The 21,921-nt window shown below is 71.6% G+C and carries 24 protein-coding genes; 13 read left to right on the top strand and 11 right to left on the bottom strand.

All coding sequences use genetic code 11. The features are described 5' to 3' along the window. The first annotated feature begins 99 nt into the window (after positions 1–99). The 3 genes from DEIMA_RS18470 to DEIMA_RS05425 are packed head-to-tail and all read left to right on the top strand — an operon-like array spanning position 100 to position 2,995. Positions 100–1,131, top strand: coding sequence for a hypothetical protein (locus tag DEIMA_RS18470; RefSeq protein WP_052303287.1), 1,032 nt, complete (start codon positions 100–102; stop codon positions 1,129–1,131). Then, complete coding sequence (locus DEIMA_RS18465) at positions 1,128–2,363, top strand: polysaccharide deacetylase family protein (protein WP_013556228.1); 1,236 nt, start codon at positions 1,128–1,130, stop codon at positions 2,361–2,363. The genes DEIMA_RS18470 and DEIMA_RS18465 overlap by 4 nt, the downstream gene beginning before the upstream one ends. Continuing rightward, entirely contained in the window at positions 2,360–2,995 is a 636-nt protein-coding gene (locus tag DEIMA_RS05425) for a GNAT family N-acetyltransferase (protein WP_013556227.1), read from the top strand. Before DEIMA_RS18465 ends, DEIMA_RS05425 begins: the two co-directional genes overlap by 4 nt. Positions 2,996–3,007: 12 nt before the next feature. On the opposite strand, the gene DEIMA_RS05420 is transcribed toward DEIMA_RS05425, so the two are convergent. Beyond that, positions 3,008–3,970 carry a PIG-L deacetylase family protein gene (locus DEIMA_RS05420; RefSeq protein ID WP_013556226.1) on the bottom strand — a complete coding sequence of 321 codons (963 nt, stop codon included), beginning with the start codon at positions 3,968–3,970 and terminating at the stop codon, positions 3,008–3,010. Between the two features lie 33 nt (positions 3,971–4,003). Then, on the bottom strand, positions 4,004–5,047 hold the full coding sequence (locus DEIMA_RS05415) for a zinc-binding dehydrogenase (RefSeq protein WP_013556225.1): 1,044 nt from the start codon (positions 5,045–5,047) through the stop codon (positions 4,004–4,006). A gap of 181 nt (positions 5,048–5,228) precedes the next feature. Between DEIMA_RS05415 and DEIMA_RS05410 the strand changes: the two genes are divergently transcribed. The 3 genes from DEIMA_RS05410 (at position 5,229) to DEIMA_RS05400 (ending at position 9,777) form a co-directional block, all read left to right on the top strand. After that, on the top strand, positions 5,229–6,929 hold the full coding sequence (locus DEIMA_RS05410; RefSeq protein ID WP_013556224.1) for a long-chain-fatty-acid--CoA ligase: 1,701 nt from the start codon (positions 5,229–5,231) through the stop codon (positions 6,927–6,929). Between the two features lie 81 nt (positions 6,930–7,010). Further along, positions 7,011–7,388 carry a response regulator gene (locus tag DEIMA_RS05405; protein ID WP_013556223.1) on the top strand — a complete coding sequence of 126 codons (378 nt, stop codon included), beginning with the start codon at positions 7,011–7,013 and terminating at the stop codon, positions 7,386–7,388. 37 nt (positions 7,389–7,425) lie between these two features. Further along, positions 7,426–9,777, top strand: coding sequence for a transglycosylase domain-containing protein (locus DEIMA_RS05400; RefSeq protein WP_013556222.1), 2,352 nt, complete (start codon positions 7,426–7,428; stop codon positions 9,775–9,777). Positions 9,778–9,806: 29 nt separating this feature from the next. On the opposite strand, the gene DEIMA_RS05395 is transcribed toward DEIMA_RS05400, so the two are convergent. The 9 genes from DEIMA_RS05395 to DEIMA_RS05360 all read right to left on the bottom strand — a co-directional run bounded on the left by DEIMA_RS05395 (position 9,807) and on the right by DEIMA_RS05360 (position 16,066). Next, the gene (locus DEIMA_RS05395; protein WP_013556221.1) at positions 9,807–10,574 is read right to left on the bottom strand and encodes a DUF429 domain-containing protein; all 768 of its coding nucleotides are present in this window, start codon (positions 10,572–10,574) and stop codon (positions 9,807–9,809) included. Continuing rightward, complete coding sequence (gene prmC / locus DEIMA_RS05390; RefSeq protein WP_013556220.1) at positions 10,571–11,410, bottom strand: peptide chain release factor N(5)-glutamine methyltransferase; 840 nt, start codon at positions 11,408–11,410, stop codon at positions 10,571–10,573. The genes DEIMA_RS05395 and prmC overlap by 4 nt, the downstream gene beginning before the upstream one ends. After that, a complete protein-coding gene (locus DEIMA_RS05385) occupies positions 11,407–12,012 on the bottom strand; it encodes a Jag family protein (RefSeq protein ID WP_013556219.1) in 606 nt (201 codons plus the stop codon). The genes prmC and DEIMA_RS05385 overlap by 4 nt, the downstream gene beginning before the upstream one ends. A gap of 107 nt (positions 12,013–12,119) precedes the next feature. Next, the gene (yidC, locus tag DEIMA_RS05380) at positions 12,120–13,601 is read right to left on the bottom strand and encodes a membrane protein insertase YidC (RefSeq protein ID WP_013556218.1); all 1,482 of its coding nucleotides are present in this window, start codon (positions 13,599–13,601) and stop codon (positions 12,120–12,122) included. Beyond that, entirely contained in the window at positions 13,598–13,870 is a 273-nt protein-coding gene (gene yidD / locus DEIMA_RS17245; RefSeq protein ID WP_013556217.1) for a membrane protein insertion efficiency factor YidD, read from the bottom strand. The genes yidC and yidD overlap by 4 nt, the downstream gene beginning before the upstream one ends. After that, a complete protein-coding gene (rnpA, locus tag DEIMA_RS05375; RefSeq protein WP_013556216.1) occupies positions 13,867–14,325 on the bottom strand; it encodes a ribonuclease P protein component in 459 nt (152 codons plus the stop codon). Before rnpA ends, yidD begins: the two co-directional genes overlap by 4 nt. Before the next feature lie 32 nt (positions 14,326–14,357). Further along, positions 14,358–14,498, bottom strand: coding sequence for a 50S ribosomal protein L34 (gene rpmH / locus DEIMA_RS05370; protein WP_013556215.1), 141 nt, complete (start codon positions 14,496–14,498; stop codon positions 14,358–14,360). Between the two features lie 185 nt (positions 14,499–14,683). Beyond that, positions 14,684–15,448 carry a metallophosphoesterase gene (locus DEIMA_RS05365; RefSeq protein ID WP_013556214.1) on the bottom strand — a complete coding sequence of 255 codons (765 nt, stop codon included), beginning with the start codon at positions 15,446–15,448 and terminating at the stop codon, positions 14,684–14,686. Between the two features lie 3 nt (positions 15,449–15,451). Beyond that, positions 15,452–16,066 (bottom strand): hypothetical protein, encoded by a 615-nt coding sequence (locus DEIMA_RS05360; RefSeq protein ID WP_013556213.1) that lies wholly within the window; start codon positions 16,064–16,066, stop codon positions 15,452–15,454. Positions 16,067–16,171: 105 nt separating this feature from the next. Here DEIMA_RS05360 and DEIMA_RS05355 point away from each other — a divergent pair, with 105 nt between their 5' ends. The 7 genes from DEIMA_RS05355 (at position 16,172) to DEIMA_RS05325 (ending at position 21,920) form a co-directional block, all read left to right on the top strand. Further along, positions 16,172–17,101 carry an ABC transporter ATP-binding protein gene (locus DEIMA_RS05355; protein WP_013556212.1) on the top strand — a complete coding sequence of 310 codons (930 nt, stop codon included), beginning with the start codon at positions 16,172–16,174 and terminating at the stop codon, positions 17,099–17,101. 19 nt (positions 17,102–17,120) lie between these two features. Next, positions 17,121–17,924: an ABC transporter permease gene (locus DEIMA_RS05350; protein ID WP_013556211.1), complete on the top strand. Its 804-nt coding sequence runs from the start codon at positions 17,121–17,123 to the stop codon at positions 17,922–17,924. Between the two features lie 47 nt (positions 17,925–17,971). Continuing rightward, complete coding sequence (locus DEIMA_RS05345; protein WP_013556210.1) at positions 17,972–19,099, top strand: sensor histidine kinase; 1,128 nt, start codon at positions 17,972–17,974, stop codon at positions 19,097–19,099. Beyond that, complete coding sequence (locus DEIMA_RS05340; RefSeq protein ID WP_013556209.1) at positions 19,096–19,698, top strand: response regulator transcription factor; 603 nt, start codon at positions 19,096–19,098, stop codon at positions 19,696–19,698. Before DEIMA_RS05345 ends, DEIMA_RS05340 begins: the two co-directional genes overlap by 4 nt. Before the next feature lie 154 nt (positions 19,699–19,852). Beyond that, a complete protein-coding gene (locus DEIMA_RS05335; protein ID WP_013556208.1) occupies positions 19,853–20,410 on the top strand; it encodes a UbiX family flavin prenyltransferase in 558 nt (185 codons plus the stop codon). Continuing rightward, positions 20,407–21,069 (top strand): 2-C-methyl-D-erythritol 4-phosphate cytidylyltransferase, encoded by a 663-nt coding sequence (ispD, locus tag DEIMA_RS05330; RefSeq protein WP_013556207.1) that lies wholly within the window; start codon positions 20,407–20,409, stop codon positions 21,067–21,069. The genes DEIMA_RS05335 and ispD overlap by 4 nt, the downstream gene beginning before the upstream one ends. Next, positions 21,066–21,920 carry a 4-(cytidine 5'-diphospho)-2-C-methyl-D-erythritol kinase gene (locus DEIMA_RS05325; protein WP_013556206.1) on the top strand — a complete coding sequence of 285 codons (855 nt, stop codon included), beginning with the start codon at positions 21,066–21,068 and terminating at the stop codon, positions 21,918–21,920. Before ispD ends, DEIMA_RS05325 begins: the two co-directional genes overlap by 4 nt. Position 21,921 lies beyond the last annotated feature (1 nt).

Genomic DNA, 21,921 nt, shown 5'->3' with positions numbered 1-21,921 from the left:
ACAGCGGCTGCGGGCGTTCAGGCGGCCTTCATGCAGGTGCGCTGTAGTGTGGGCATGGTGCGCCCTGTGCCCGGAGGTCGGATGCGTGTGATGAGGTCCTTGACGGTGGTTCTGCTGGTGGGGGCCCTGACGAACGCGTCGGCGGCCGGGCCGGACGCGGCGTACGCGTGGGGCAGTGAGGCCTTCGTGGCGCTGGAGCGGACCTCGGAAGCTGCGACGAACGCCCCGCAGGCTGACTTCACGGCGTGGTTCTCGGCAGCGTACGCCCGCACGCCCGCCGCGCGACTGCCGGGCTGGCCGACGCTGGACGGCGCGCTGAGCGCGCGCCGCGCGGCCCTCGCGGCGGAACGCGATCTGGCACGGCGCGCGGCCCTCGCGCGTGAAACGGCGGCGTGGCTGCACCACACGGTGAAGGTCATCATTCCGAAGTTCAGCCTCACGCAGGGGTTCGAGTTCACCAATGCCGTGCGGTACGGGACGCGGCAATGCCTGCTGCAGTCCGTGGTGCTCGCGGCGCTCATGCAGCGCGTGGGGCTGGACGCCGGTATCGCGATGGTCTGGAAGAACGAGCGCGGGCAGGAAAGCAACCTCGGGCACGTCGTGACGGTCCTGCGCCTGCCGGGCGGGCGGGACGTGCTGGTGGACGCGTCGGACCCGCAGCCGTTCATGCGGCATCAGGGCCTGCTGGTCCGCGTGCCGCGCGGCGGGGGCCACGCGTACCGGTTCGTGGCGCCGCGCTACGCGTCGGACGGCAGCATCACCGCGTACGTGGACCCGTCCGGGCGGGCGGTGCCGCCCGCGCAGGTGGGGTGGCTGGACGGCGCGTACGTCCGCTCGCAGTTCGAGTACTACCGCGGGGAGCGCGCGCCGGGCGGGTTCATGGGCCCGAGCACGCCTGCGGGCCTGAACGCGTCCGCGCAGCACCTGCGCCGCGCGGCGCAGGAGAGCGCGCAGAACCCGCTGGCGGCGCTGGTGCTGGCGCACGTGGAACGCAAGCAGGGGCAGCTGGTGGCGGCGCGCGCGCAGTACGTGCGCGCCGCGAACCTGTACCGCGCGGCGGGGCACGTCCCGGCGGGGGTGCGCGCGGCCCTCGCGTGGGCGCAGGGCCAGACGCAGGAGCAGGGCCAGTGACGGTCCGCGCGCGGGCGGCCCGTGCGCTGCTGCTGACGGCGGCGCTGCCGGTCGCGGTGGCCGCGCCGGTCACGCCTGTGCGCCTGAGCCCGCCGCCGCTGGTGCAGCCCGCGCGGCCCGGCGCGGTGCTGCCCGGGCAGGTGCAGCCGCTCGCGCCGCACACGCACGTGGCGCGTCCGCTTCCGCAGGTGCTGCTCACGCCGCGCGTTCCGCAGGTGCGCAAGGTCGAGTACGACTCGAATGGGTTCATCGAGGCGGCGCACGCAGTGGTGCTGGTGGGGCCGACCGAGCGGGCGCACCTGCGGACGCTGGCGGCGCTGGTGGCGCGCCGGACGCTGGACGCCCGACCGTCCCTGGCGGAAGTGGACGTGAGCGTGTACGACCGCGCGGCGTACGGCGGGTTCGGCGGGCCGTTGCCGCTGTTCACCGCGAGCGTGCCGCGTGAGCGGCTGGACGACTTCGTGCGGTACGCCGGGAACGCCGGAGCGTACGAGCGCGCCTGGACGAACCCCGGGCGCGAGCCGACGCGGGCGCCGCTGGAAGCGCCGGAACGCACGCTGTCGTTCCTGGGAGGCTCGTCGGAGCTGCTGCGGCAGCAGGTGCAGCAGGCCGTGTCGCAGTTCATGGGGGGCGTGCACGGCGGGTTGTTCTTCAAAGGGGACAGCCGCAGTCAGCTCGCGGCGCTGACGTTCGATGACGCGCCGCACCCGCTGTACGCGCCGCTCGTGCTGGATACCCTGCGGCGCGCGGGCGTGCACGCGACGTTCTTCTGCATCGGCCGGAACGCCGAGGCGTACCCGTATTTCGTGCGTGACATGGTCGCGCAGGGCCACGAGGTCGCGAACCACACGTACCATCACGTGCGCCTGCCGGAGCTCAGCGCCGCGCAGGTCCGCGAGGAGCTGTCGCAGGCCAACGCGGTCCTGCAGGGCATCACGGGGCGGCCCGTACGGTACTTCCGCCCGCCCGGCGGGGAGTACAGCGCGCAGACGCTGCGGGTCGCGGAGGCGCTGGGGCTGGTCACGACGTTCTGGACGGACGACCCGGCGGACTTCACGAATCCCGGCGACGCCGTCCTGCAGGAGCGCCTGCTCAAGCACCTGCGCGCGGGCGGCATCGTGCTGCTGCACGACAACGCGCCGCAGGCGCTGCGGGTGCTGCCGGCGTTTCTGGAGCTCGCGCGGGGCCGGCAGCTGACCCTCGTGACGGTCGGGCGGCTGGCGCGCCCATGACGTTCATCGTGCGGGGCGTGCGCCCCGCGGACTGGCCGGACGTGGCGCGCATCGCGTACGCGACGGGGTTTTTCGGCGCGTCGGCCCGCCGGTACTTCCCGGATGAGGCGCTGTTCGGGGCGCTGTGGGTGGGGCCGTACGCGCTGGCCGGGGCGGACGCGTTGGGGTTCGTGGCGGAGTGGCGCGGGCGGACGGTCGGGTACATCTTGGGCACGACGACGTTCAGCGCGTACCGCGCGGGGTTCCGCGCCCTCGCGCCGCAGCTGGCAATGGGGGCCGCGCGGGGCGCGTACCCGCAGCTGGCGGGGTGCGTGCCGTACCTGACGCGTGCGGGGCGGTTCGCGCTGCCGCACGCGCCGGAAGCGGCGTTCCCGGCGCATCTGCACCTGAACCTGTCGGAGGACGCGCGCGGCCTGGGGGCCGGGGGGGCGCTGCTGGACGCGTACCTGGACGCGCTGCGCGCGCGGGCCGTGCCCGGCGTGCAGCTGTCCACCACGGCGCGCAACGAGGCGGCGGTGGCGCTGTACACGCGGCGTGGGTTCGGGACGCTGGAGGCGCGGCGCACGCCCCTGTGGCGGCCGTGGCTCGGGGAGGACGCGCTGCACCTGACGTTGGGGCGCGCGCTGCCCTGAGCGTGGTGCGCGTCAGGGGCGGGTGGGGAGTTCGGGCACGATTTGCCGCGTGAGGAGTTCGTTGCGGCGCACGAAGGCCAGCAGGAAGCGGCCCATGACCTGCATCTGGGAGGCGTGCGCCTCGATGGCGCGGCGTTTGATGTCCTCCTGTTCGGGGGTGAGCGGCACGCGTTCCCAGGCGAGGCGCACGCCGCGCGGGGCGATCAGCAGCGGCAGTTGCGGGTGCAGGCCTTTGGGGAGGGGGTACTCGGTGCCGCCGTGCACGATCCAGAAGCGCAGGCGGTCCGCCTGGCCGCGCGCCGCGAGCAGCCGCGTGATGAAGTACCCGGTGGCGCGGTGGTCGGGGTGGCGGTCCTCGATGGACGGCGCGAGGATCAGGTCGGGGCGGACGCGGTCGAGCACGCGGGCGAGGTCGCGTTCGACGTTCAGGCCGGTGTAGGCCGCGCCGGGGGTGAGGGCGTCCGTGTAGGGCACGCGGCGGGCGAGGGTGTACCGGGAGGTGTAGGGGGTGTTGTAGTGCTCGAGGAACAGGTGCTCGAGGCCGCCGTCGGGGTACCCGAGGTACAGGAGGTGGTCGCGGGGCACGCCGAGGGCGGCGGCGGCGCGCGCCGCTTCAGTTTCGCGGTGCTCGCCGAGGCGGACCATGGCGGGCCCGGCGGGGCGGGTGGTGCGGTCGGTGAGCACGGCGTCGAGTTCGAAGCCGTCGCCGTTGGTGAGCCAGACGATCCAGACGTCCGCGCCGGCGTCGAGGGCGCGGCGGACGCTGCCGGCGCAGCACAGGCTCTCGTCGTCCGGGTGTGGGGAGACGATCAGGACGCGCTGACCGGCACGCGGGGCGGGCGCGACGGGCAGTTCCGCGACGATGCGGGTGCCGCGCGGGTACAGGAGTGGCAGGGCGCCGCTGGCGTTGATGGCGAAGGCGAGCAGCAGCAGCAGCGCGCACATCAGCGTGATGATCTGGGCGCGCCGCGTCATGCGTGCAGTCTAGGGAATCCGGCGGGGGTGCGTTCAGGGAACCGTGAGGACGAGTTTGCCGAACAGGTCGCGGTCCGCCATGCGTTCGTGGGCGCGGGCGGCGTCATCGAGGGGGTACTCGCCGGCGACGATGGGGTGCACGCGGCCCTGCGCGACGAGCCGGGCGATTTTGTGCAGGTCGCCTTTGCGGCCCATGGTGCTGCCGAGGATGCGCAGCTGTTTGTAGAAGACCTGCGCGAGCGGGGTGGTGGCGTCGTAGCCGCTGGTGGCGCCGCAGGTGACGAGCGCGCCGCCCCATTTGAGGGCCTTGAGGGTGGTCTGCCAGTTGTCGGCGCCGGTGTGGTCGAGGGCGACGTCGACGCCGGCGCCGCCGGTGAGGGCGCGGACCTGTTGGCCGTAGTCGGCGTCGCGGTAGTTGATGGTGTGGTCGGCGCCGAGGTCGCGGGCGAGCTGGAGTTTGTCGTCGCTGCCGGCGGTGGCGATGACGGTGGCGCCGGCGAGTTTGGCGAACTGCAGGGCGTAGGTGCTGACGCCGCTGCCGGCGGCCATGATCAGGACGGTGTGCCAGGGGTGCAGCTGGGCCTTGTCGAAGACCATCTGCCAGGCGGTGAGCGCGGCGAGGGGGAGGGCGGCGGCTTGGGTGTGGGTGAGGGTGTCGGGTTTGGGAAGGACGTTGGCGCGGGGAACGACGATGTACTGCGCGTAGCCGCCGGGGCGGTGTTCGCCGAGGATCTGGTACTGGCGGCAGAGGTTGTCGGCGCCGGTGAGGCAGGCTTCGCAGTGGCCGCAGGAGACGCCGGGGTTGAGGATGACGGGCGCGCCGAGGTCCTGGTCGGTGACGCCGGGGCCGAGCGCGTCGATGTCGCCGCTGACGTCGCTGCCGAGCAGGTGTGGGAGGGGCAGGTAGGGGCTGGCGACGCCGCGGCGCACCCAGGTGTCGAGGTGGTTGAGGGCGACGGCGCGGACGCGCACGCGGACCTCGCCGGGGCCGGGTTCGGGGGTGGGGAGGGTGGTGGGTTGCAAGACCTCGGGACCGCCGCGGGCGGTCATGGGGACGGCGTGCATGGTGGGGGTCATGCGGGCATGCTACCGCGGGCGAACGGGCGTTCGTTTGTGACGTTCCCGTGAGGGGTGCGGCCTACACTGAAGGGTGTCCGCGCGGCGCTGGAGTGCGTCCCTGTCACGGTGACGGCGCACCTAACAAGAGTTTGTTATACTTGGTTTAACGCTGTACTCAGTACAAGAAGGAGTTGGGCGCATGGGCCAGACCGACAAACCGTGGTTTCAGCATTACGAGCGCGGTGTACCGCACGACATTCCCGCCCCAGAGCGCGCGATCCACACCCTGCTGGAACGCACCGCCGAACGCTACCCGGCCCGCGCCGCCATCACGTTCCTGGGCGCCAGCCTGACCTTCCGCCAGCTGTGGCAGGACGTCCAGCGCTTCGCCGCCGCGCTGCAGGCCATGGGCGTGCGCCCCGGCGAACGCGTGAGCATCATGCTCCCCAACTGCCCGCAGTTCGTCACCGCCTTCTACGGCGCGGCCCTCGCCGGCGCGGTCGTCGTCAACACCAGCCCCCTGTACGTCGCGCGGGAACTCGAGCACCAGCTGCAGGACAGCGGCAGTGAAACGCTCATCATGCTCGACGCGTTCTTCCCCCGCTACCAGGAAATCGCCGAGAACGTCCCCGTCAAACGCGTGATCGTCACCGGCATCCAGGACGCCCTCCCCTTCCCCAAAAACGTCCTGTACCCCGTCCGCGAACGCCTGCGCGGCAACTGGGTGCCCGTGCGCAGCGGCGGACGCGTCTTCGACATGAAACGCGTCATGCGCCGCACCGCGCCGCGCCCCACGCCCGTCACCGTCCGCCCGGACGACCTCGCGCTGCTGCAGTACACTGGCGGCACCACCGGCGTGCCCAAGGGCGCCATGCTCACGCACCGCAACCTCGTCGCGAACTGCGAGCAGGCGCGCGCGTGGCTTCCCGGCCTCAAAGACGGCCAGGAGGTCGTCCTCGCCGCCATCCCGTTCTTCCACGTGTACGGCATGACGACCGCCATGAACCTCGCCATGCTGACCGGCGCGACCCTCGTGATGGTCCCCAACCCGCGCGACGTCAAGATGCTGCTCGGCCTGGTCGAGCAGTACAAACCGACGCTGTTCCCGGGCGTGCCCACCATGTACAACGCCATCAACAACCACCCGGAAACGCCGAAGCACAACCTCACCAGCATTCGCGCGTGCATCAGCGGCAGCGCCCCCCTGCCGCTCGAAACGGCCCGCCGGTTCCGGGAGATCACGCACGGCGCGAACCTCGTGGAAGGCTACGGCCTCACCGAAGCGTCCCCCATCACGCACGCGAACCCGGTATTCGGCGAGCAGATCGAGGGCAGCATCGGCGTGCCGTTCCCCAGCGTGGACGCCCTGATCGTCAACGAACAGGGCCAGCCCGTCCCGACCGGCGAGGTCGGCGAGCTGTGGGTGGCCGGCCCGAACATCATGCGCGGCTACTGGCAGCGGCCCGACGAGAGCGCCAAGGTGCTGTTCGAACGCGAAGGGCGCACCTGGCTCGCCACGGGCGACATGGCCACCATGGACGACGGCGGGTACTTCCGCATCGTGGACCGCAAGAAGGACCTGATCATCGCCGGCGGGTACAACATCTACCCGCGCGAGGTCGAGGAGGTCCTGTACCAGCACCCCGCCATCCTGGAAGCCGCCGCTGTGGGCGCGCCCGACCCGCACCGCGGCGAAACCGTGCGCGCGTACGTCGTGTTCAAGCCCGGCATGAGCGTCACCTGGGACGAACTCAACACCTTCTGCCGCGAGCGCCTCAGCCCCTACAAGGTGCCGCGCCAGTTCGAGCGCCGCGACGAACTGCCGAAAACCGCGGTCGGGAAGGTCCTGCGCCGCCAGCTCGCCGAGGAAGCCCGCACGCCGTCCAGCCGCAGCGCCTGAGCGGCCCCCCTCTGGGCGCGCCCCGGCTTTGGCCGGGGCGCGCCCTTCTCGCGCCTGCGCGCTTGCCCTAAACTAGAAGCTATGGTCTATACCATCCTCGTGGCCGATGACGAGCCTGCGATTCGCACCATGCTGGAGGTCATCCTGTCCGCTGATGGGCACGAGGTCACCGCGGTGCCCGACGGGCGCGCCGCGCTGGAGTACCTCCGCGACCACACGCCGGACGCCATGCTGCTCGACGTCAACATGCCGTTCATGGACGGCTTCGAAATCTGCTCGCGCGTCAAACGCGTCAAACGCCTGAAACAGTCCCCGGTGCTGCTGCTCACCGGCTTCGACGACGACAAAACCCGCGACGCCGCCAAACTGGTCGGCGCGGACGACATCGTGTACAAGCCGCTCAGCGGCAAGAACCTGCGCGCACGCGTCACGCAGCTCATCGAAGCGCAGCGCCACTGACCGCCCCACAACCGCGTGGGCGCGGAGAGGTCCATTCATGTTCCTTCGATTCCTGAAATTCGTCTCGGCGCTGGTGCTCGCCGCCGTCGTGATCGGCGTGGGCGTCCTCTCCACCTTCGTGGTGAAGTGGGCGCGCGAGATTCCCGACTACCGCCAACTCGACACCCTCACGCTCGGCTCCACCACGCGCGTGTTCGCGCGGGACAACACGCCGCTCGGCAGCCTGATCCCCAAGATCGGCGAGGCGCGCGTCAGCCGCACCCTCGTCACCCTCGACGACGTCAGCCCCTACATGACGGCCGCCATCGTCGCCAACGAGGACCGCCGGTTCTTCGAGCATTACGGCCTCGACCCGTACGGCCTCGCCCGCCAGTTCCGGCGCCTCTCCCAGAACGAGGACGTGCAGGGCGGCAGCACCCTCACCAACCAGCTCGTGAAGAACACGCTGCTGCTCGACCAGTACAAGCAGGCCCGCACCCCCGAACGCAAGGTGAAGGAATGGATGCTGAGCGTGCAGGTGGAACGCAGCTTCACCAAAGAAGAAATCCTGCAGGACTACCTGAACGTCATCTACTGGGGGGACGGCGGGCCGGTCGAACTGTACGGCTTGTACGCCGCCGCGCAGGCGTACTTCGGCGCGACGCCCAAGCAGCTCACGCTCGCGCAGGCCGCGTACCTCACGACGCTCGTCCCGAACCCCAGCCGCTACTTCGACTACGCCGCGCAGCGCCCGTACGTGCGCACGCTGCTGGACCGCATGGTCGAGGACGGCTGGGTATCGCGCGCCGAAGCGGACGCCGCGTGGCGCACGCCCGTGCAACCCAAAGGCTGGAAGGTCACGTACGACCAGAACGGCAACGTCAAGTCCGCCCGCCTGGTGGACAAGACCGCCAAGTACCTCAAGGCGGTCACGACGGTGCGCGCCCCGCACTTCATGCAGCAAGTCGAGCAGGAACTCATCCGCAAGCTCGGCCGTGACCGCGTGTACGGCGCGGGCGGCCTGATCGTGTACACCACACTCGACCCGCAGATCCAGTCGAGCATCGAGGCGGCGTCCCGCAACGCGCGCGGCCTGCCGTACGGCGCGACGCTCGGCGCGACCATCCTCGACCCGTACACCGGCGAGGTGCTCGGCATGGTCGGCCAGAAACTCCAGGGCGACCAGCCGCCCGCCGACTGGAACAACGCCGCGCAGGGCCAGCGGCAGGTGGGGTCCACCATCAAGCCGCTGCTGTACACCACGGCGCTGTCCACCGGCCTGGACGAGCTGCACCGCGAGGACGACAAACCCGTCAGCTTCCCGTGCTCCACCTGCGCGGGCGGACGGTACGAACCGCAGAACTTCGAAGGGCAGACCACCTACCGCAACATGACCATCCGCGAAGCGCTCGACCGCTCGCTGAACCTCGTGACGGTGCGCCTCGCGGACCGCATCGGCCTGCCGACCTTCTTCGGGAAGCTGCGTGAACTCGGCCTCGCCCCGAACGACGGCACGGGCCTCGCCGCGGCCCTGGGCGCCATCGAAACGACCCCCGTGAAAATGGCTGCCGCGTACGCCCCGTTCGTGAACGGTGGCACGTACCGCGCGCCCAGCTACATCACGCGCGTCACCACCACCGGCGGCGAGGTGCTGTACGACAGCGCCAGCGAAGTGAACACCGCGCACCGCGTGTGGACCCCGCAGATCGCGTGGCTCGGCCTCGACCTCCTGAAAGGCGTCGTGAACGACCTGACCGAACGCCAGGGGGGCCTCGCCACACGCGCGAAAATCGACACGTGGACGGTCGGCGGGAAAACCGGCACCAGCAACGGCCCCAAGGACTTCTGGTTCGTGGGCGTCACGCCGTACTACGTCGGCGCCGTGTGGGTCGGGAAACAGCAGGGCGGCCTGATGCCCCGCACGTACTACAGCGGATACGTAAACGCGCCCATCTGGCAGCAGATGATGGCCGGCGCCCTCAAGGGCAAAACCGCGCGGAACTTCGCGGAACCGGCAGGCATTCGTTACGTCGACCACCCCGACCAGGGCCTCATGCCGAACGTGAAGGTCGCCCTGCTCGACCCGCGTTACCGCAACGCCGCGAACACCGCCGTGGAGCCCACGCCGCAGGTGCCGACGTACCGCGAAGCGGGCGCGCCGCCGCTCGACTCGAACACCCTGATCGTCACGCTGGACCGCCGCACCAACCGGCTCGCCACCGAGTTCACGCCGCCCGAGGAGGTCGTGCAGCGCCGCGTGTACGTCGAGGACCTGCCCGCGTACGCGCCCGACCCGAACCCGCAGCCGCTCAAGGATGAGCCAGCCAGCAAACCGGCAGTGAAGGCCAACGACGACAGCGGCATCCCCTCCGCTCCGGTCGTGACGCCTGCCAGCACCGGCACGCCCTGACGCGCCCGCATCCGCGGAAGCGGGCGCCCTTAGGGGCGCCCGCTTTCACGCGCCGGAGGGGCGGGCGTGAGGATGTACCCCGCCTGCACGTTCCCGAACACCTGCAGGCGCGACTCGCCCCAGCGGTGCGCGTAGAGCGCCACGTACGCGCAGAGCAGGGCATCCACGGTGTCCTCGTGGGTCTTAAGCGCACGTCCGCGCAGACTGGCCGGGTCCACGTTCAGGAGCGCGTCCGCGCCCTGCAGGGGCGGGTCAGCGAAGGCCAGCGCGCGCAGGTGCGCGCGGTACGCTGCCCACGCGGCCAGTTGCGCGTCACGGCCCTGGCGTTTGGCCTTGTACTTCAGGGTGCGCGTCAGCCTGAACAGCGCGACCATCGCGGCGTGCGGGTACACCCCCACCACCGCCCGGACATCCGGGCGGTCCAAGTTGGCCGGGTTGACCGTGAACCCGCGCGTTTGCAGCGCGTCCCGTAGGGCCTCCCCGCGCAGGCCACCGTACCGACCGAGCAGCGTGCGGTTCGCGGGATGCGCGCCCGCCTGAAAGCGCGCGTACACACGAGCGAGTTCCGCTTCGGCGTCGCGCCGCCCGGTGTCGTTCGGGACGATCAGGGGAGCGTCCACAGCGACAACCGCCGGTCCGGGGGTGTGCGCGTGCAGGAACGCCAGGAGGTCCGCGTCACTCGTGAGCGTGCGGGCCTCCAGCAGCGTGCCGGTCGCGTCGAGCACGGCCACGCCCGTCGGGTTGCGCGGGGACCACGCGAGGTCGATCCCCACGAGCCGCAGGGCCGACAGGGTCACCGCGTGGCGGTAATGAAGCGCGCGCGGCCGGTCAGGTCGTCGTGCACGCGGGCGCTCCAGCCTGCGTTCCGCAGTTCAGCGGCGAGGTGATGGACGTTCCGGGGGTCGAGTTCCAGCGCGAGCGTCCCGCCAGGGCGCAGGTGCGCGGGTGCCTGCGCGGCAAGCTGCCGGGCGAGGTCGAGGCCGTCCGCGCCGCCGTACAGCGCGAGGGGCGGATCGTGCTGCACTTCCGGGTCGGCGTTCTCGCGGTCCGCGTCCGGCAGGTACGGCGGATTGCTGACCACCAGGTGCAGGCCGGTCGGGGCACCGTGCAGCAGGTCAGCGTGCAGAAACGCCACGCGCGTGCCGTTCCGGGTGGCGTTCTCGCGCGCGAGCGCGAGCGCGTCGTCGCTGACGTCCGTGGCGGTCACGTGCGCGTCCGGGCGGGCGTGAGCCACGGCCACCGCGAGGGCGCCCGTGCCCGTGCCGACGTCCAGCACGCACGGTTCCGGGACGCCCCGCAGGGCGCTGAGGGCGAGGTGCAGCAGCACTTCCGTTTCCGGGCGGGGCACCAGCGCGGCGGGCGTCACGCGCAGGGCCACGTCCCCCCATTCCACGCTGCCGAGCAGGTGCTGCAACGGCACGCGCGCTTCCCGGCGGGCCGCGAGGGCCTCCAGGGTAGCTGCCTCCTCCGCGTTCAGCGGGGTGATGCGCGTCAGTAGGCCCGCGGTCGTGAGCCCGAGGGCATGCAGCACCAGGGCGCGCGCGTCATGGTCCGGGGAGGGCACCCCGGCGCGTGCCAGCCGCGCCGCGAGCGCCCGCACGGCCTGTGCGGGCGTGGGGACTGCGGGCGTCAAGCGGTGTGGCGTGGGCGGATCACCAGGCGGCGGGCAGTGCCCTCCCCCACCGACTCCGTCATGACGTCCGGGTGTTCCTTGAGGGTCATGTGGATCACGCGGCGGTCCGCGGCGGGCAGGGGCTGCATCTCGTGCGGCTCCCCGCTCTTGGCGACCTGCACCGCGAGCCGCTCGGCGACCCGTGAGAGCTGCTCGGCGTGGCGTTTGCGGTACCCGCCGACGTCCACGCGCACGCGCAGGTCTGCGCGGCCCGTCTGCTTGGCGAGGACCGTGTACGCGAGCACCTCGATGGCCTGCATGACCCGCCCGTCCCGGCCGGCAAGGCGCGCGGCGCGTTCGCCGGTGATTTCCGCTTCGAGGGCGTCGTCCTCGCCGGCGCGGACGCTCACGCGCAGGTCCGGGTCGAGGCGGGCCGTGAGGCTCGTCAGGAAGCGTTCCAGCACCTCGGTGGGCGTGCCGCTCGGCGTGAACGACGAGGTGGGCGCGTTCAGGCTGGCGGGCGCCGGCGCGGTGGGTACCGGCGCGGGCGGCACGTCGTCCTCGGCCTCGCTGATGCCGAGGTCGGCGAGGTAGTCGTCGAGGTTGGTTTTCTTCGGGTCCATAACCTTCAGTGTACCGAAGCGCGCGCACGGCGCGGCCCGTAAGCTGGACGGCCCCGAACGCAGCACGAGGGGAGGCCCGGCCCGGGCCTCCCCTCGTGCTGCCGTGGTTATTTCTTCTGAACGTCGACGGTCTTGCGCGGGGCGCGCTCGACGCGTTGCAGGCCGGCGTCCATGGTAGCGGCCACGTGACGGTTGATGAACACCTGCTGGATCGTGCCGATGACGGTGCTGATGATCCAGTACAGCGTCACGCCCGCCGGGAAGGTCAGCGCGAAGTACGCGAAGATCAGGTAGATGAACGACTGCTGACGGAACATCTCCGGGGACTTGCGGGTGCTGACGTACAGCTGCAGCAGGTTCACGGCGACGTACAGCGCCGCGAGGATGTACAGCGGGTCAGGGATGCTGAGGTCCGGCAGCCAGCCCAGGCCGCTGTCGAACTCGAAGTTGCGGATGGTGCTCCACAGCGCGATCAGGATCGGGAACGGAATGAACGAGCTGAGGCACCCGGCGGGGTTCACGTTGTACTCGCGGTACATCCGCATGGTTTCCGCCTGCATCTTCTGCGGGTCGTCCTTGTACTTCTCCTGCACTTCCTTGAGTTTCGGCTGCAGGAGCTGCATACGCGCGGTCGTTTTGCCCTGCGTCTGCATGAGCGGCCAGATCGCGGCGCGCAGCACGACCGTGAGCACCAGAATCACGAGGCCCCAGTTGTGCAGCACGCTGTACAGCCACTCCATGAACTTCACGATCAGCAGGGAGATCTGACCGAAGATGTTCGGGCGGAACAGGTCCGGCAGGGTCGTGTAGCCTTCCTGGTACAGGTGGATCAGTTCGTTCTTGCCGCCGTACACCTCGAAACGGGCGGGGCCCTGCAGGCGCAGTTGCAGGCGGCTCTGCGCGCCGCCCTGCATGGCGATGGCGGCGGTGCCTTCCTGCGGGCGGACGATGATGGCGTGCGCTGTCTGGCTGGGCTTATCGAGGAGCGCGGCGTACTGCGCGTTCTCGATGGTGGCCGCGCCCTGCGTGAGCTGCCCGCCGCGGTTCGCGCCGCGCACCACCGGATCGCTGTTGCGGCCCAGGCCGCTGAAGTTCACGGTGTAGCGGTCCGCGCCGGTCACGTTCACGCTGGTGTCCACTTTGAACTGGCGGGGGTGCAGCACGATGGTTTTCGTGACGGTCGCGGCGCCCTGCGTGTACTGGAAGCGGGCGGTCATGGTGGCCTTGGCGTTGTCCTGGCTGACCTGCACGCCTTCGGCGGTGGGTTTGCTGGTGTTGTCGGGCAGCGCCACGTCGAAGGCCTTGCCGCTGCCGACGAGGTTGATCTGCTTCTGCAGGCCACTGAAGTCGCGGGTGCCGTCGTTGCGGGTCTTGAGGACGCTGCTGCCGGGGTTCTGTTTGACGTACCAGAAGATGGCTTCGCCTTCGGGGTTGAAGACGATGTCGAACAGGTTGGTGGTGGCAATGACGTCCTGGCGGCCGTCGCCGTTGAAGTCGGCTTTGATCCACTCGGGTTTCACGGCGGCCTGCGCGGTACCGAGCAGCAGCAGCGCGGGCAGCAGAAGGCGGGTCAGGCGGGGTCGGGTCATGGGTGCGTTCTTTCTGAGGGGGGCGGAGGAACCGGGTCGTACCCGCCGGGGTGCAGCGGGTGGCACCGCGCGATGCGGCGCGCTGCGAGCAGGGTGCCGCGCAGCGCGCCGTGCTGCGCGAGGGCCTGTGCAGCATACTCCGAGCAGGTGGGCGTGAACCGGCAGGTGGGGACGCCCTTGCGGGGTGACAGCACGCGCTGGTAAAAGCGCACGCCGCCGATCATGGCGCGCGCCAGGTGGCCGGCGCGGGCGGGATCAGCGGGACTCATTCGGCGTGTCCTTCACGGGAAGCAGGTACGCGGGCAGGGCCGCCGGGGTTCCCGCCGCGGCGCCGGGCGGGGGTGCCGGCGTCGAGTGCGGCGCGCAGTTCGGCCTGCAGCGTGGTGAACGGGACGTGCAGGACGCTGGGGTGCAGGTGCACGACGGCGCGGCAGGCGGGGAGGTTCCCGAGGGTGCGCAGGGCCTCGCGGGCGCGGCGGCGCGCGCGGTTGCGGTGGACGGCCTTGCCGATGGTTTTCTTGGAGGCGATCAGGCCGATGATGGCGCGTGGGCGCCACACCTCGCCGTGGCGGGGGCGGTAGTCGGTGATGCGCAGCGTGAAGGATCGGCTGCGGACGACCTTGCCGTGCGTGCGAACCTTGCGGAACTCACGGTCGCCTTTCAAGGCATCGAGCGCCACCGCTCGCCGCTGTGCGGGAGTCGAGGTGGCGCTCGGTGTGGGCATGCCTTCGTGCGGGCGCGGGTGCGCGACGCGACTCAGACGGAGACGGTGAGGCGGTGACGGCCCTTGGCGCGGCGGCGCGCGAGGACGTTACGGCCGGCCTTCGTCTTCATGCGGGAGCGGAAGCCGTGGGTTTTGGCGCGCTTGCGGACGTTCGGTTGGTAGGTACGCTTCATGGGGTTTCCTCCGTCGCGGCGGCGGGCGCGCGTGGGCGCGCCCAGGCCTCTTACCGCGGGTACATCTCACCCCCGTACGGGGGCAAACTCCAGCATCCTAGCATGAACGCCCGCGCTGCGGGAAGGGGCGTGCGCGCCGTGCAGCACGCGCCACGCCCTGAGCGACCCGGCGCGCGGCGACGCGTTCAGAACGGCACGGGGCGTGCGCTCACGACCTGCCCGTGCTCCCGCACCGGGTCGAGGATGATCTCCAGGTACTCGCGGGAGTGGAGCGCGTCGATCATGGCGAACTGGCCACTCTCGTGCAGCAGCACGCCGTCCTGCATCTGCGTGTGCCCGTACACGCCGAATTCCAGGCCGGCCATGCCCACGAGGTCCGGCGTTTCCCGCCACCAGCGTTTCGTGGCGGGGTCCGCGTAGAACAGGTCGTCGTAGTACGTGTACTGCGGCAGCGGCCCGACGTGCGCGAACTGCACGTGGCCGACGCGCAGTTCGCGCAGGAACGTGCAGAACCACGCGCGCATGTGCCCCGGCAGGAACGTCCCGCCGTGCGCCGGGTCGAACTCGATGTGCTTGATACCGCCGGCCGTGCCGAGGATGTAGTCGCCGTTCAGCACCGCCGAATCGTGGTTGCCGAGGACGATGTGCACCGCGTGCGGCGCGGCGTCCTGGTACGCCTTGAGTTTCTCGAGCTGCTGCACCTGCGCGCGCGCCGCGAGGAACAGGTGGTCGGAGTTGTCGAAGTCGAAGCTGGGCACGCCCGCGTGCCGCGCGTACTCCAGTTCGTTTTTGGGGTGGATCAGGTCGCCGATGAGGACCACCTGGTACAGGCCGGCGCGGACGGGCGGCGTGGGCAGCCCCTGCGCGTCCAGGCAGCTCGCGGCGCGCAGCGCGGCCCACATGGCGCCGAAGTCCGCGTGGATGTCCCCGATGGCGATGAACTTCCGCATACGTCAGCCTTTCAGGAGTCCCTGAAGTTCTTTGTAGATGGCGCGGGATTCTTCGAGGTCCTTGCCGTACCCGCCGCCGTGCCGCGCCACGACCAGCGCGGCCTCTTTGCCGAGCCCGCCGGCGCGGAGCTGCTCCATCAGGTCGTCGAGGTGCTTGCGGGCGCGGTCCATCTGCGGGTCGCGGGGCGGCTCGCTCGGCAGGGTCGCAGGAGCGGCCGGGGGCGGCGCGTCCAGGATGAGGTCGCTGGCGTTCACGCCGTCTTCCGGGTCGTACTCGGCCCACTGCGGTTCGGCGCGCAGGTGCGGCGCGAGGCCGAACGCGTGCAGCGCGTCGGTGAGGGCCAATTCACGCGCGTCATGCAGGGCGTGGCCCTGTGCGAGACCGTCACGGGCCACGCCCGCGAGGTCCAGGCGGCAGCGCACGACGGGCGGGGTGGTGCCCTCCACGTGCCAGGTCAGGGACCAGTCCTGACCGAGGTGCGAGTTCAGGGCCTCGAAGGAGGCGTGCGAGTTCAGGGTGGGCAGCACGCGCGCCTGGCCAGTCCGGGTCTCCAGCACCGCGTACTGGACGTCCAGCTGGGCGAGCGCGGCGCGCAGGGCACCAAGGTCAGCGGGCATACGCCACATTATACGAACAGCCCTGCACGCCGCATGACAGCTGTCATGTGCATGACGTGACGCTAAAGCCTGCCGCGCCCGCGCGCATCGGCGCACCCTGTGGGCATGACGACCACGACGCTGCCCGCCCATCATCCGGCCCGTTCCGGGCACGAGGCCATCTCGCTGCAGAGCGTCCGCAAACGCTACGGCACCCTCACCGCCCTGGATGACCTGACGCTGAGCGTGCGCACCGGGGAACTGGTGGCGCTGCTCGGCCCGAACGGCGCCGGCAAGACCACCGCGATCAGCTTGATGCTCGGGCAGGTGCAGCCCGACGCGGGTCACGTGCAGATTTTCGGGGCGGACCCGCGTGCGGCGCACGTGCGCGCCCGCATCGGGGCGATGCTGCAGGATGTGGCGCTGCCCGACGGTCTGAGCGTCCGGGAACTCCTGACGCTCGCGGCGGCACTGTATCCTCGCCCGCTCGGCGTGGACGCCGCGCTGGACCTCGCGGACCTGCGCGCCCAGGCGAACATGCGCGCCGGGCGCTTGTCCGGCGGGCAGACACGCCGCCTGAGTTTCGCGCTCGCGATTGTCGGTGACCCGGACGTGCTGTTCCTCGACGAGCCGACCGTCGCGATGGACGTGCAGAGCCGCGAGGCGTTCTGGAACGGCGTGCACGCGCTGCGCGCCCGTGGCCGCACGGTGCTGCTCACCACGCACTACCTCGAGGAGGCCGACCGCGCCGCGGACCGCATCGTCGTCATGAACGCGGGCCGCGTCGTCGCGGACGGCACGCCCGCCGCGGTGCGCGCCAGCGTCGGCGTGACGCGCGTGGTGTTCACCACGGACCTCGACCTCACGGGCCTGCGCAGCCTCCCGCACGTGGAGAGCGCCCGCCTGGACGAACAGGGCCGCGCGCACCTCACGTCCCGCGAGCCCGAGGCGCTGCTCGCGCACCTGTTCGCGCGCGGCGTGACCATCCGCGACTTGGAAGTCGCGCGCGCCAGCCTCGAAGACGCCTTCCTGACCCTTACCCGCACCTCGAACTGACCCTGCCCCGGAGACGACCATGACCACCCAGACTGTCCCTCAGACGACCACGGCCCCCACCACCCCGTTCGCGCGTGCGTACCTTGCCCTGACCCGCGCGGAGGTGCGGCGCGTGCTGCGCAACCGCACGTACCTGGTGCCCACCCTGATTCTGCCGCTGATGTTCTTCGGGCTGTTCGGCCTGCCGAACCTGCAGGGGCGCCTGAGCGGCGTGGGCGCCGGGCCGTACATGGTGATCTCGTACGCGGCGTACGCCCTGATCAGCACCGCGATGTTCTCGTTCGGCGTGAGCGTCGCCGCGGAACGCAGCAGCGGCTGGCTGCGGCAGCTGCGCCTGACGCCCATGTCACCCGCCGCGTACTTCGCCGCGAAGATCAGCGCGAGCATCGTCCTGGGCCTGCTGAGCATCACGCTGCTGAGCGTGTTCGCGCGCATCACGGGCGGCGTGAGCATTCCCGCCGCGCAGCTCATCGCGGCGTACGCGAAACTCCTGATCGGCATGGTGCCGTTCGCGCTGCTGGGCCTCGCCATCGGCCTCTCGTTCGGTGGGGGCAGCGCCGCGCCCGTCGCGAACCTTATCAACCTGCCGCTGATGTTCGCGTCCGGCATCTTCTACCCGCTGGACGTCGCGCCGCAGTTCATCCGCACCCTCGCGCCGTACCTGCCCGCGTACCACTACGGCCAGCTCGGCTGGAGCAGCATCGGCGCGCACGTGACCGGCGCGGAGTGGACGCACTGGGCGTGGCTCGGCGGGTACGGCCTGGTGTTCCTGGCGCTGGCGATGCTCGCGTACCGCCGTGACGAGGCGCGGCGCGGCGCGTGACCAGACGAGCCGTGCGCTGGGCCGTACCATGGGGGCGAGGTGCCCCCATGGTCCGACCTATTGCGCTGCTCTGGCTGACCTTCCTGATCTTCCCGTACGCCACGTACATCAGCGCCCCTCACCCGCTCGCCGTGCACGTGGCCGTGTGGGCGGCCATGGCGGTGTTTCTGGTGCTGTACGTCCTGGCGCACCACGTGTTCCCGCGCCTGAGCGCGTGGCACCCGCGCTGGGCGTGGCTCGGCTGGGCGTGGACGTGGGTGATGCTGATCGCGTTCTACCCGGTGTTTCACCTGAGCGGGCTCGGGTTCGTGATCTACGGCCTGAGCATGATCGGGTATCAGCGCGACACCCGCGTCCTCGTGGCGCTCACGGCGTTTGGCGTGGGCACCATGCTGTTCGCGTTCGCGCGCACCCCCCACACGCCCGACGACCTGCTGTGGTTCCTGCCAAACATTTTCATCGCGGTGTTCTCGCCGTACGCCTCGCACGCCGCATACCGCCGCGACGCCGCGCAGCGCCGCCTGCAGATCGTGCAGGCCGAAAAGGAACGCCTCGCACAGCAGGCCGAGCGCGAACGCATCAGCCGCGACCTGCATGACCTGCTCGGGCACACCCTGAGCGTCATCGCGCTGAAAAGCGAACTGGCCGGGAAGCTCGCGGGGCGCGACCCGGCGCGGGCCGCGCAAGAGATCACGGACGTCGCCCGCATCAGCCGCGACGCGCTGCAGGAGGTCCGCGCCGCCGTGCGCGGGTACCGAGGCAGCGGCCTCACCGCGGAACTGGCCCGCGCGAAAATCGCGCTGGACACCGCCGGGGTCACGTTGGACCTCGATACGGACGCGCCGGACCTGCCGCCCGCCACCGAGTACGCCATGGAGCTCGTGCTGCGCGAAGCCATCACGAACGTCGTGCGGCACGCGGGCGCGTCGCGCGTGCAGGTGAGCGTCACCGGCGACGCCGACGCGTTCACGCTGCGCATCACCGACGACGGGCGCGGTATGCGCGGCGCGGAAGGCACGGGCCTGACCGGCATGCGCGAACGCGTGCGCGCCCACGGCGGCACCCTGAGCTGCGCGCCCGGCGAGCGCGGCGCCGGCACGCGCCTCACGGCGGTGTTCCCGCTGGCGACCGCGCCGCGCGGCGTGCCCCTCACGCCCACCCTGGGGAGCGCATGATCCGCGTTGTCCTGGCGGAGGACCAGGCGCTGGTGCGCGGAGCGCTCGCGGCCCTGCTGGACCTGGAGCCGGACCTGCGGGTCGTCGGGCAGGCGCCCGACGGGGAAGCGGCCCTTCAGTTGTGCGTGGAGCTGCGCCCGGACGTGCTCGTCACGGACATTGAGATGCCGCGCCTGAGCGGCCTGGACCTCGCGGCGCGCGTCCGTGACGTGCATCCGGGCACGGCGGTCGTGATCGTCACGACGTTCGCGCGGGCCGGGTACCTGCGGCGCGCGCTGGAGGTCGGCGCGCGCGGGTACCTGCTCAAGGACGCCCCCGCCGACGACCTCGCGGACGCATTGCGGCGCGTGCACGCGGGCGGGCGCGCCATTGACCCGCACCTCGCCGCGGACGCATGGAGCGAGCAGAACCCACTCACGGACCGCGAACGGCAGGTGCTCGCGCAGGCGGAGGGCGGCGCGAGCACCGCCGGCATCGCGCGGACGCTGGGGCTGCGGGAGGGCACGGTACGCAACTACCTCAGCGAGGCCATCGGGAAGCTCGGCGTGGACAACCGCGTGGCCGCCGCGCGGCTCGCGCGGGAGCGCGGCTGGCTGTAACGCACCCCTGTCAGATTCCTGCAAGAGCGTGCCCCGTACGCTGAGGGTGTTCCCCCCGGACTGGCTCCCGCCCGCACCGCCCTGGTGCGGGCGGGAACATTGACGTGGCCCGCGTGGGCCTTTTGTGGGCCGCGCTTGCGCTAGCGTGATCGGCATGAAGCTGGTCGTGGGGGTTTCCGGCGGGAGCGGCATCCCGTACGCGCTGGGCGTGCTGCAGGCGCTGCGGACGCTGGGCGTGGAGGTGCACCTGATCGTGTCGAGCGGCGCGAAACGGGTGATGAGCGCAGAGGGCGGTCCGCAGCTCGCGGACCTGACGGCGCTGGCGAGCGCCGTGCATGATGACCGGGACCTCGCGGCGAGCGTAGCGAGCGGCAGCTTCCGCACGGACGGCATGCTGATCGTGCCGTGCAGCGCGGGGACCCTCGCGAAGGTCGCGCAGGGCTTCGCAGACAACCTGCTGGCGCGCGCGGCGCACGTGACCCTCAAGGAGCGGCGCCGGCTGGTGCTGGTGGTGCGCGAGGACCCGTTCTCGCGGCCGATGATCGAGAACATGCTGCGCGCGCACGACGCGGGCGCGACCGTCATGAGCGCCAGCCCGGGGTTCTACCACGCACCGGACAGCGTGTCGGCGCTGCTGGGGTTCGTGACGGCGCGCGTGCTCGACCAGTTCGGGCTGGACGCGCCGGGCTTCCGCCGCTGGGGCGACGCGTGAAGGTCGCGGCGCTGATTCCGGCGGCAGGGAGCGGGACGCGCCTGGGCCTGGGGCCGAAGGCGTACGTGGAGGTCGCGGGCCGCTCGCTGCTGGCGTGGAGCGTCGCGGCACTCGCGCCGCACGCGGACGAGGTGCTGGTCGCCCTGCCCGGCGGGCTGGCGCTGCCGCGCGGCGTGCCCGCGCGGACGGTGGTGGGCGGCGCGACGCGGCAGGCGAGCGTGCAGCAGCTGCTGCGCGCAACGGACGCGGACGTGGTCCTTGTGCACGACGCCGCGCGTCCCTTCGTGCCGGCGCGTGTGGTACAGGACGTGCGCGCCGCCGCGCAGGCGGACGGCGCGGCCACGGCGGCCCTGCCGTGCGCGGACACGCTCGTACGCGCGGACGCGCCCGGCAGCGCGCGCTGGGGCGAGGCCGTGCCGCGCGCGGACATGTGGGCGGTGCAGACGCCGCAAGGGTTCGCGCGCGCGGTGCTGCTGGCGGCGCACGCGCAGGCCGAGCAGGACGGGTTCGAGGGCACGGACGACGCGGGGCTGGTCGCGCGGCTGGGCGCGCGCGTGACGCTGGTGCCCGGCGACGCGCGCGCGTTCAAGGTGACGACGCCCGGTGACCTGCAGCTCGCGGCGGCACTGGCGCGCACGTGGGACACTGAGGGCGCATGAGTGACGTTCCCTCCCCTGCTCCAGCGCGCTACTTCGCGCCGGCGAAAGTGAACTTCGGCCTGAGCGTGCTGGGTCTGCGCGCCGACGGGTACCACGAACTCCATTCGGTGATGGTGCCGTTGTCCGTCGGTGACGAACTGGACATCGAACCCGCCGCGGACCTGACGCTCAGCGTGGTCGGCGCGGACCTGCCCACGGACGAACGGAACCTCGTGTACCGCGCGGCGCGCGCGTACCTGGACGCGGCCGGCCGGCCCGGCGGGGCGCGTATCACCCTGCACAAGGCGTTGCCGCTCGCGTCCGGCCTGGGCGGCGGCAGCAGCGACGCCGCCACGACGCTGCTGGCCCTCGCGCGGCTGTACCCGGCGCGCGTGGACCTCCCGGCGCTCGCGCTGCGCCTGGGCGCGGACGTGCCGTTCTTCCTGCTCGGCCGCGCGGCGCTCGCGGAGGGCGTCGGGGAGCGGCTGCTGCCCGTGCCGATGCCGTGCACGCACATGGTCCTCGTGAACCCGGGCGTGGAGGTGAGTGCCCGCGACGCGTACCGCTGGCTGGACGCCGAGGAGGCCTTCACGGGCCCACTGGACCTGGAGGGTCTGGCGGGCGCCCTCACGACGGGCCGCGCCGTGCCGTACGTGAACGCCCTGCAGGGTCCGGTGGTCGCTCGGCACGCGCCCATCGCGGCGGCGCTGGCGACCCTGGCGGGCACGGCTGGCCTGCACAGCCCGCTGATGAGCGGGTCCGGCAGCACGTGCTTCGCGCTGGCGCGCACCGCCGAGGCCGCCCACGCGGCCGCCGCGCAGGTACGGGCGGCGCATCCGGCGTGGTGGGTGCGCGCCGCGCACACGCTCTGAA

Source organism: Deinococcus maricopensis DSM 21211 (assembly GCF_000186385.1).
In the GTDB taxonomy this organism is placed as follows: Bacteria; Deinococcota; Deinococci; order Deinococcales; family Deinococcaceae; genus Deinococcus_B; species Deinococcus_B maricopensis.
This window is presented reverse-complemented; position numbering and strand designations above follow the sequence as displayed.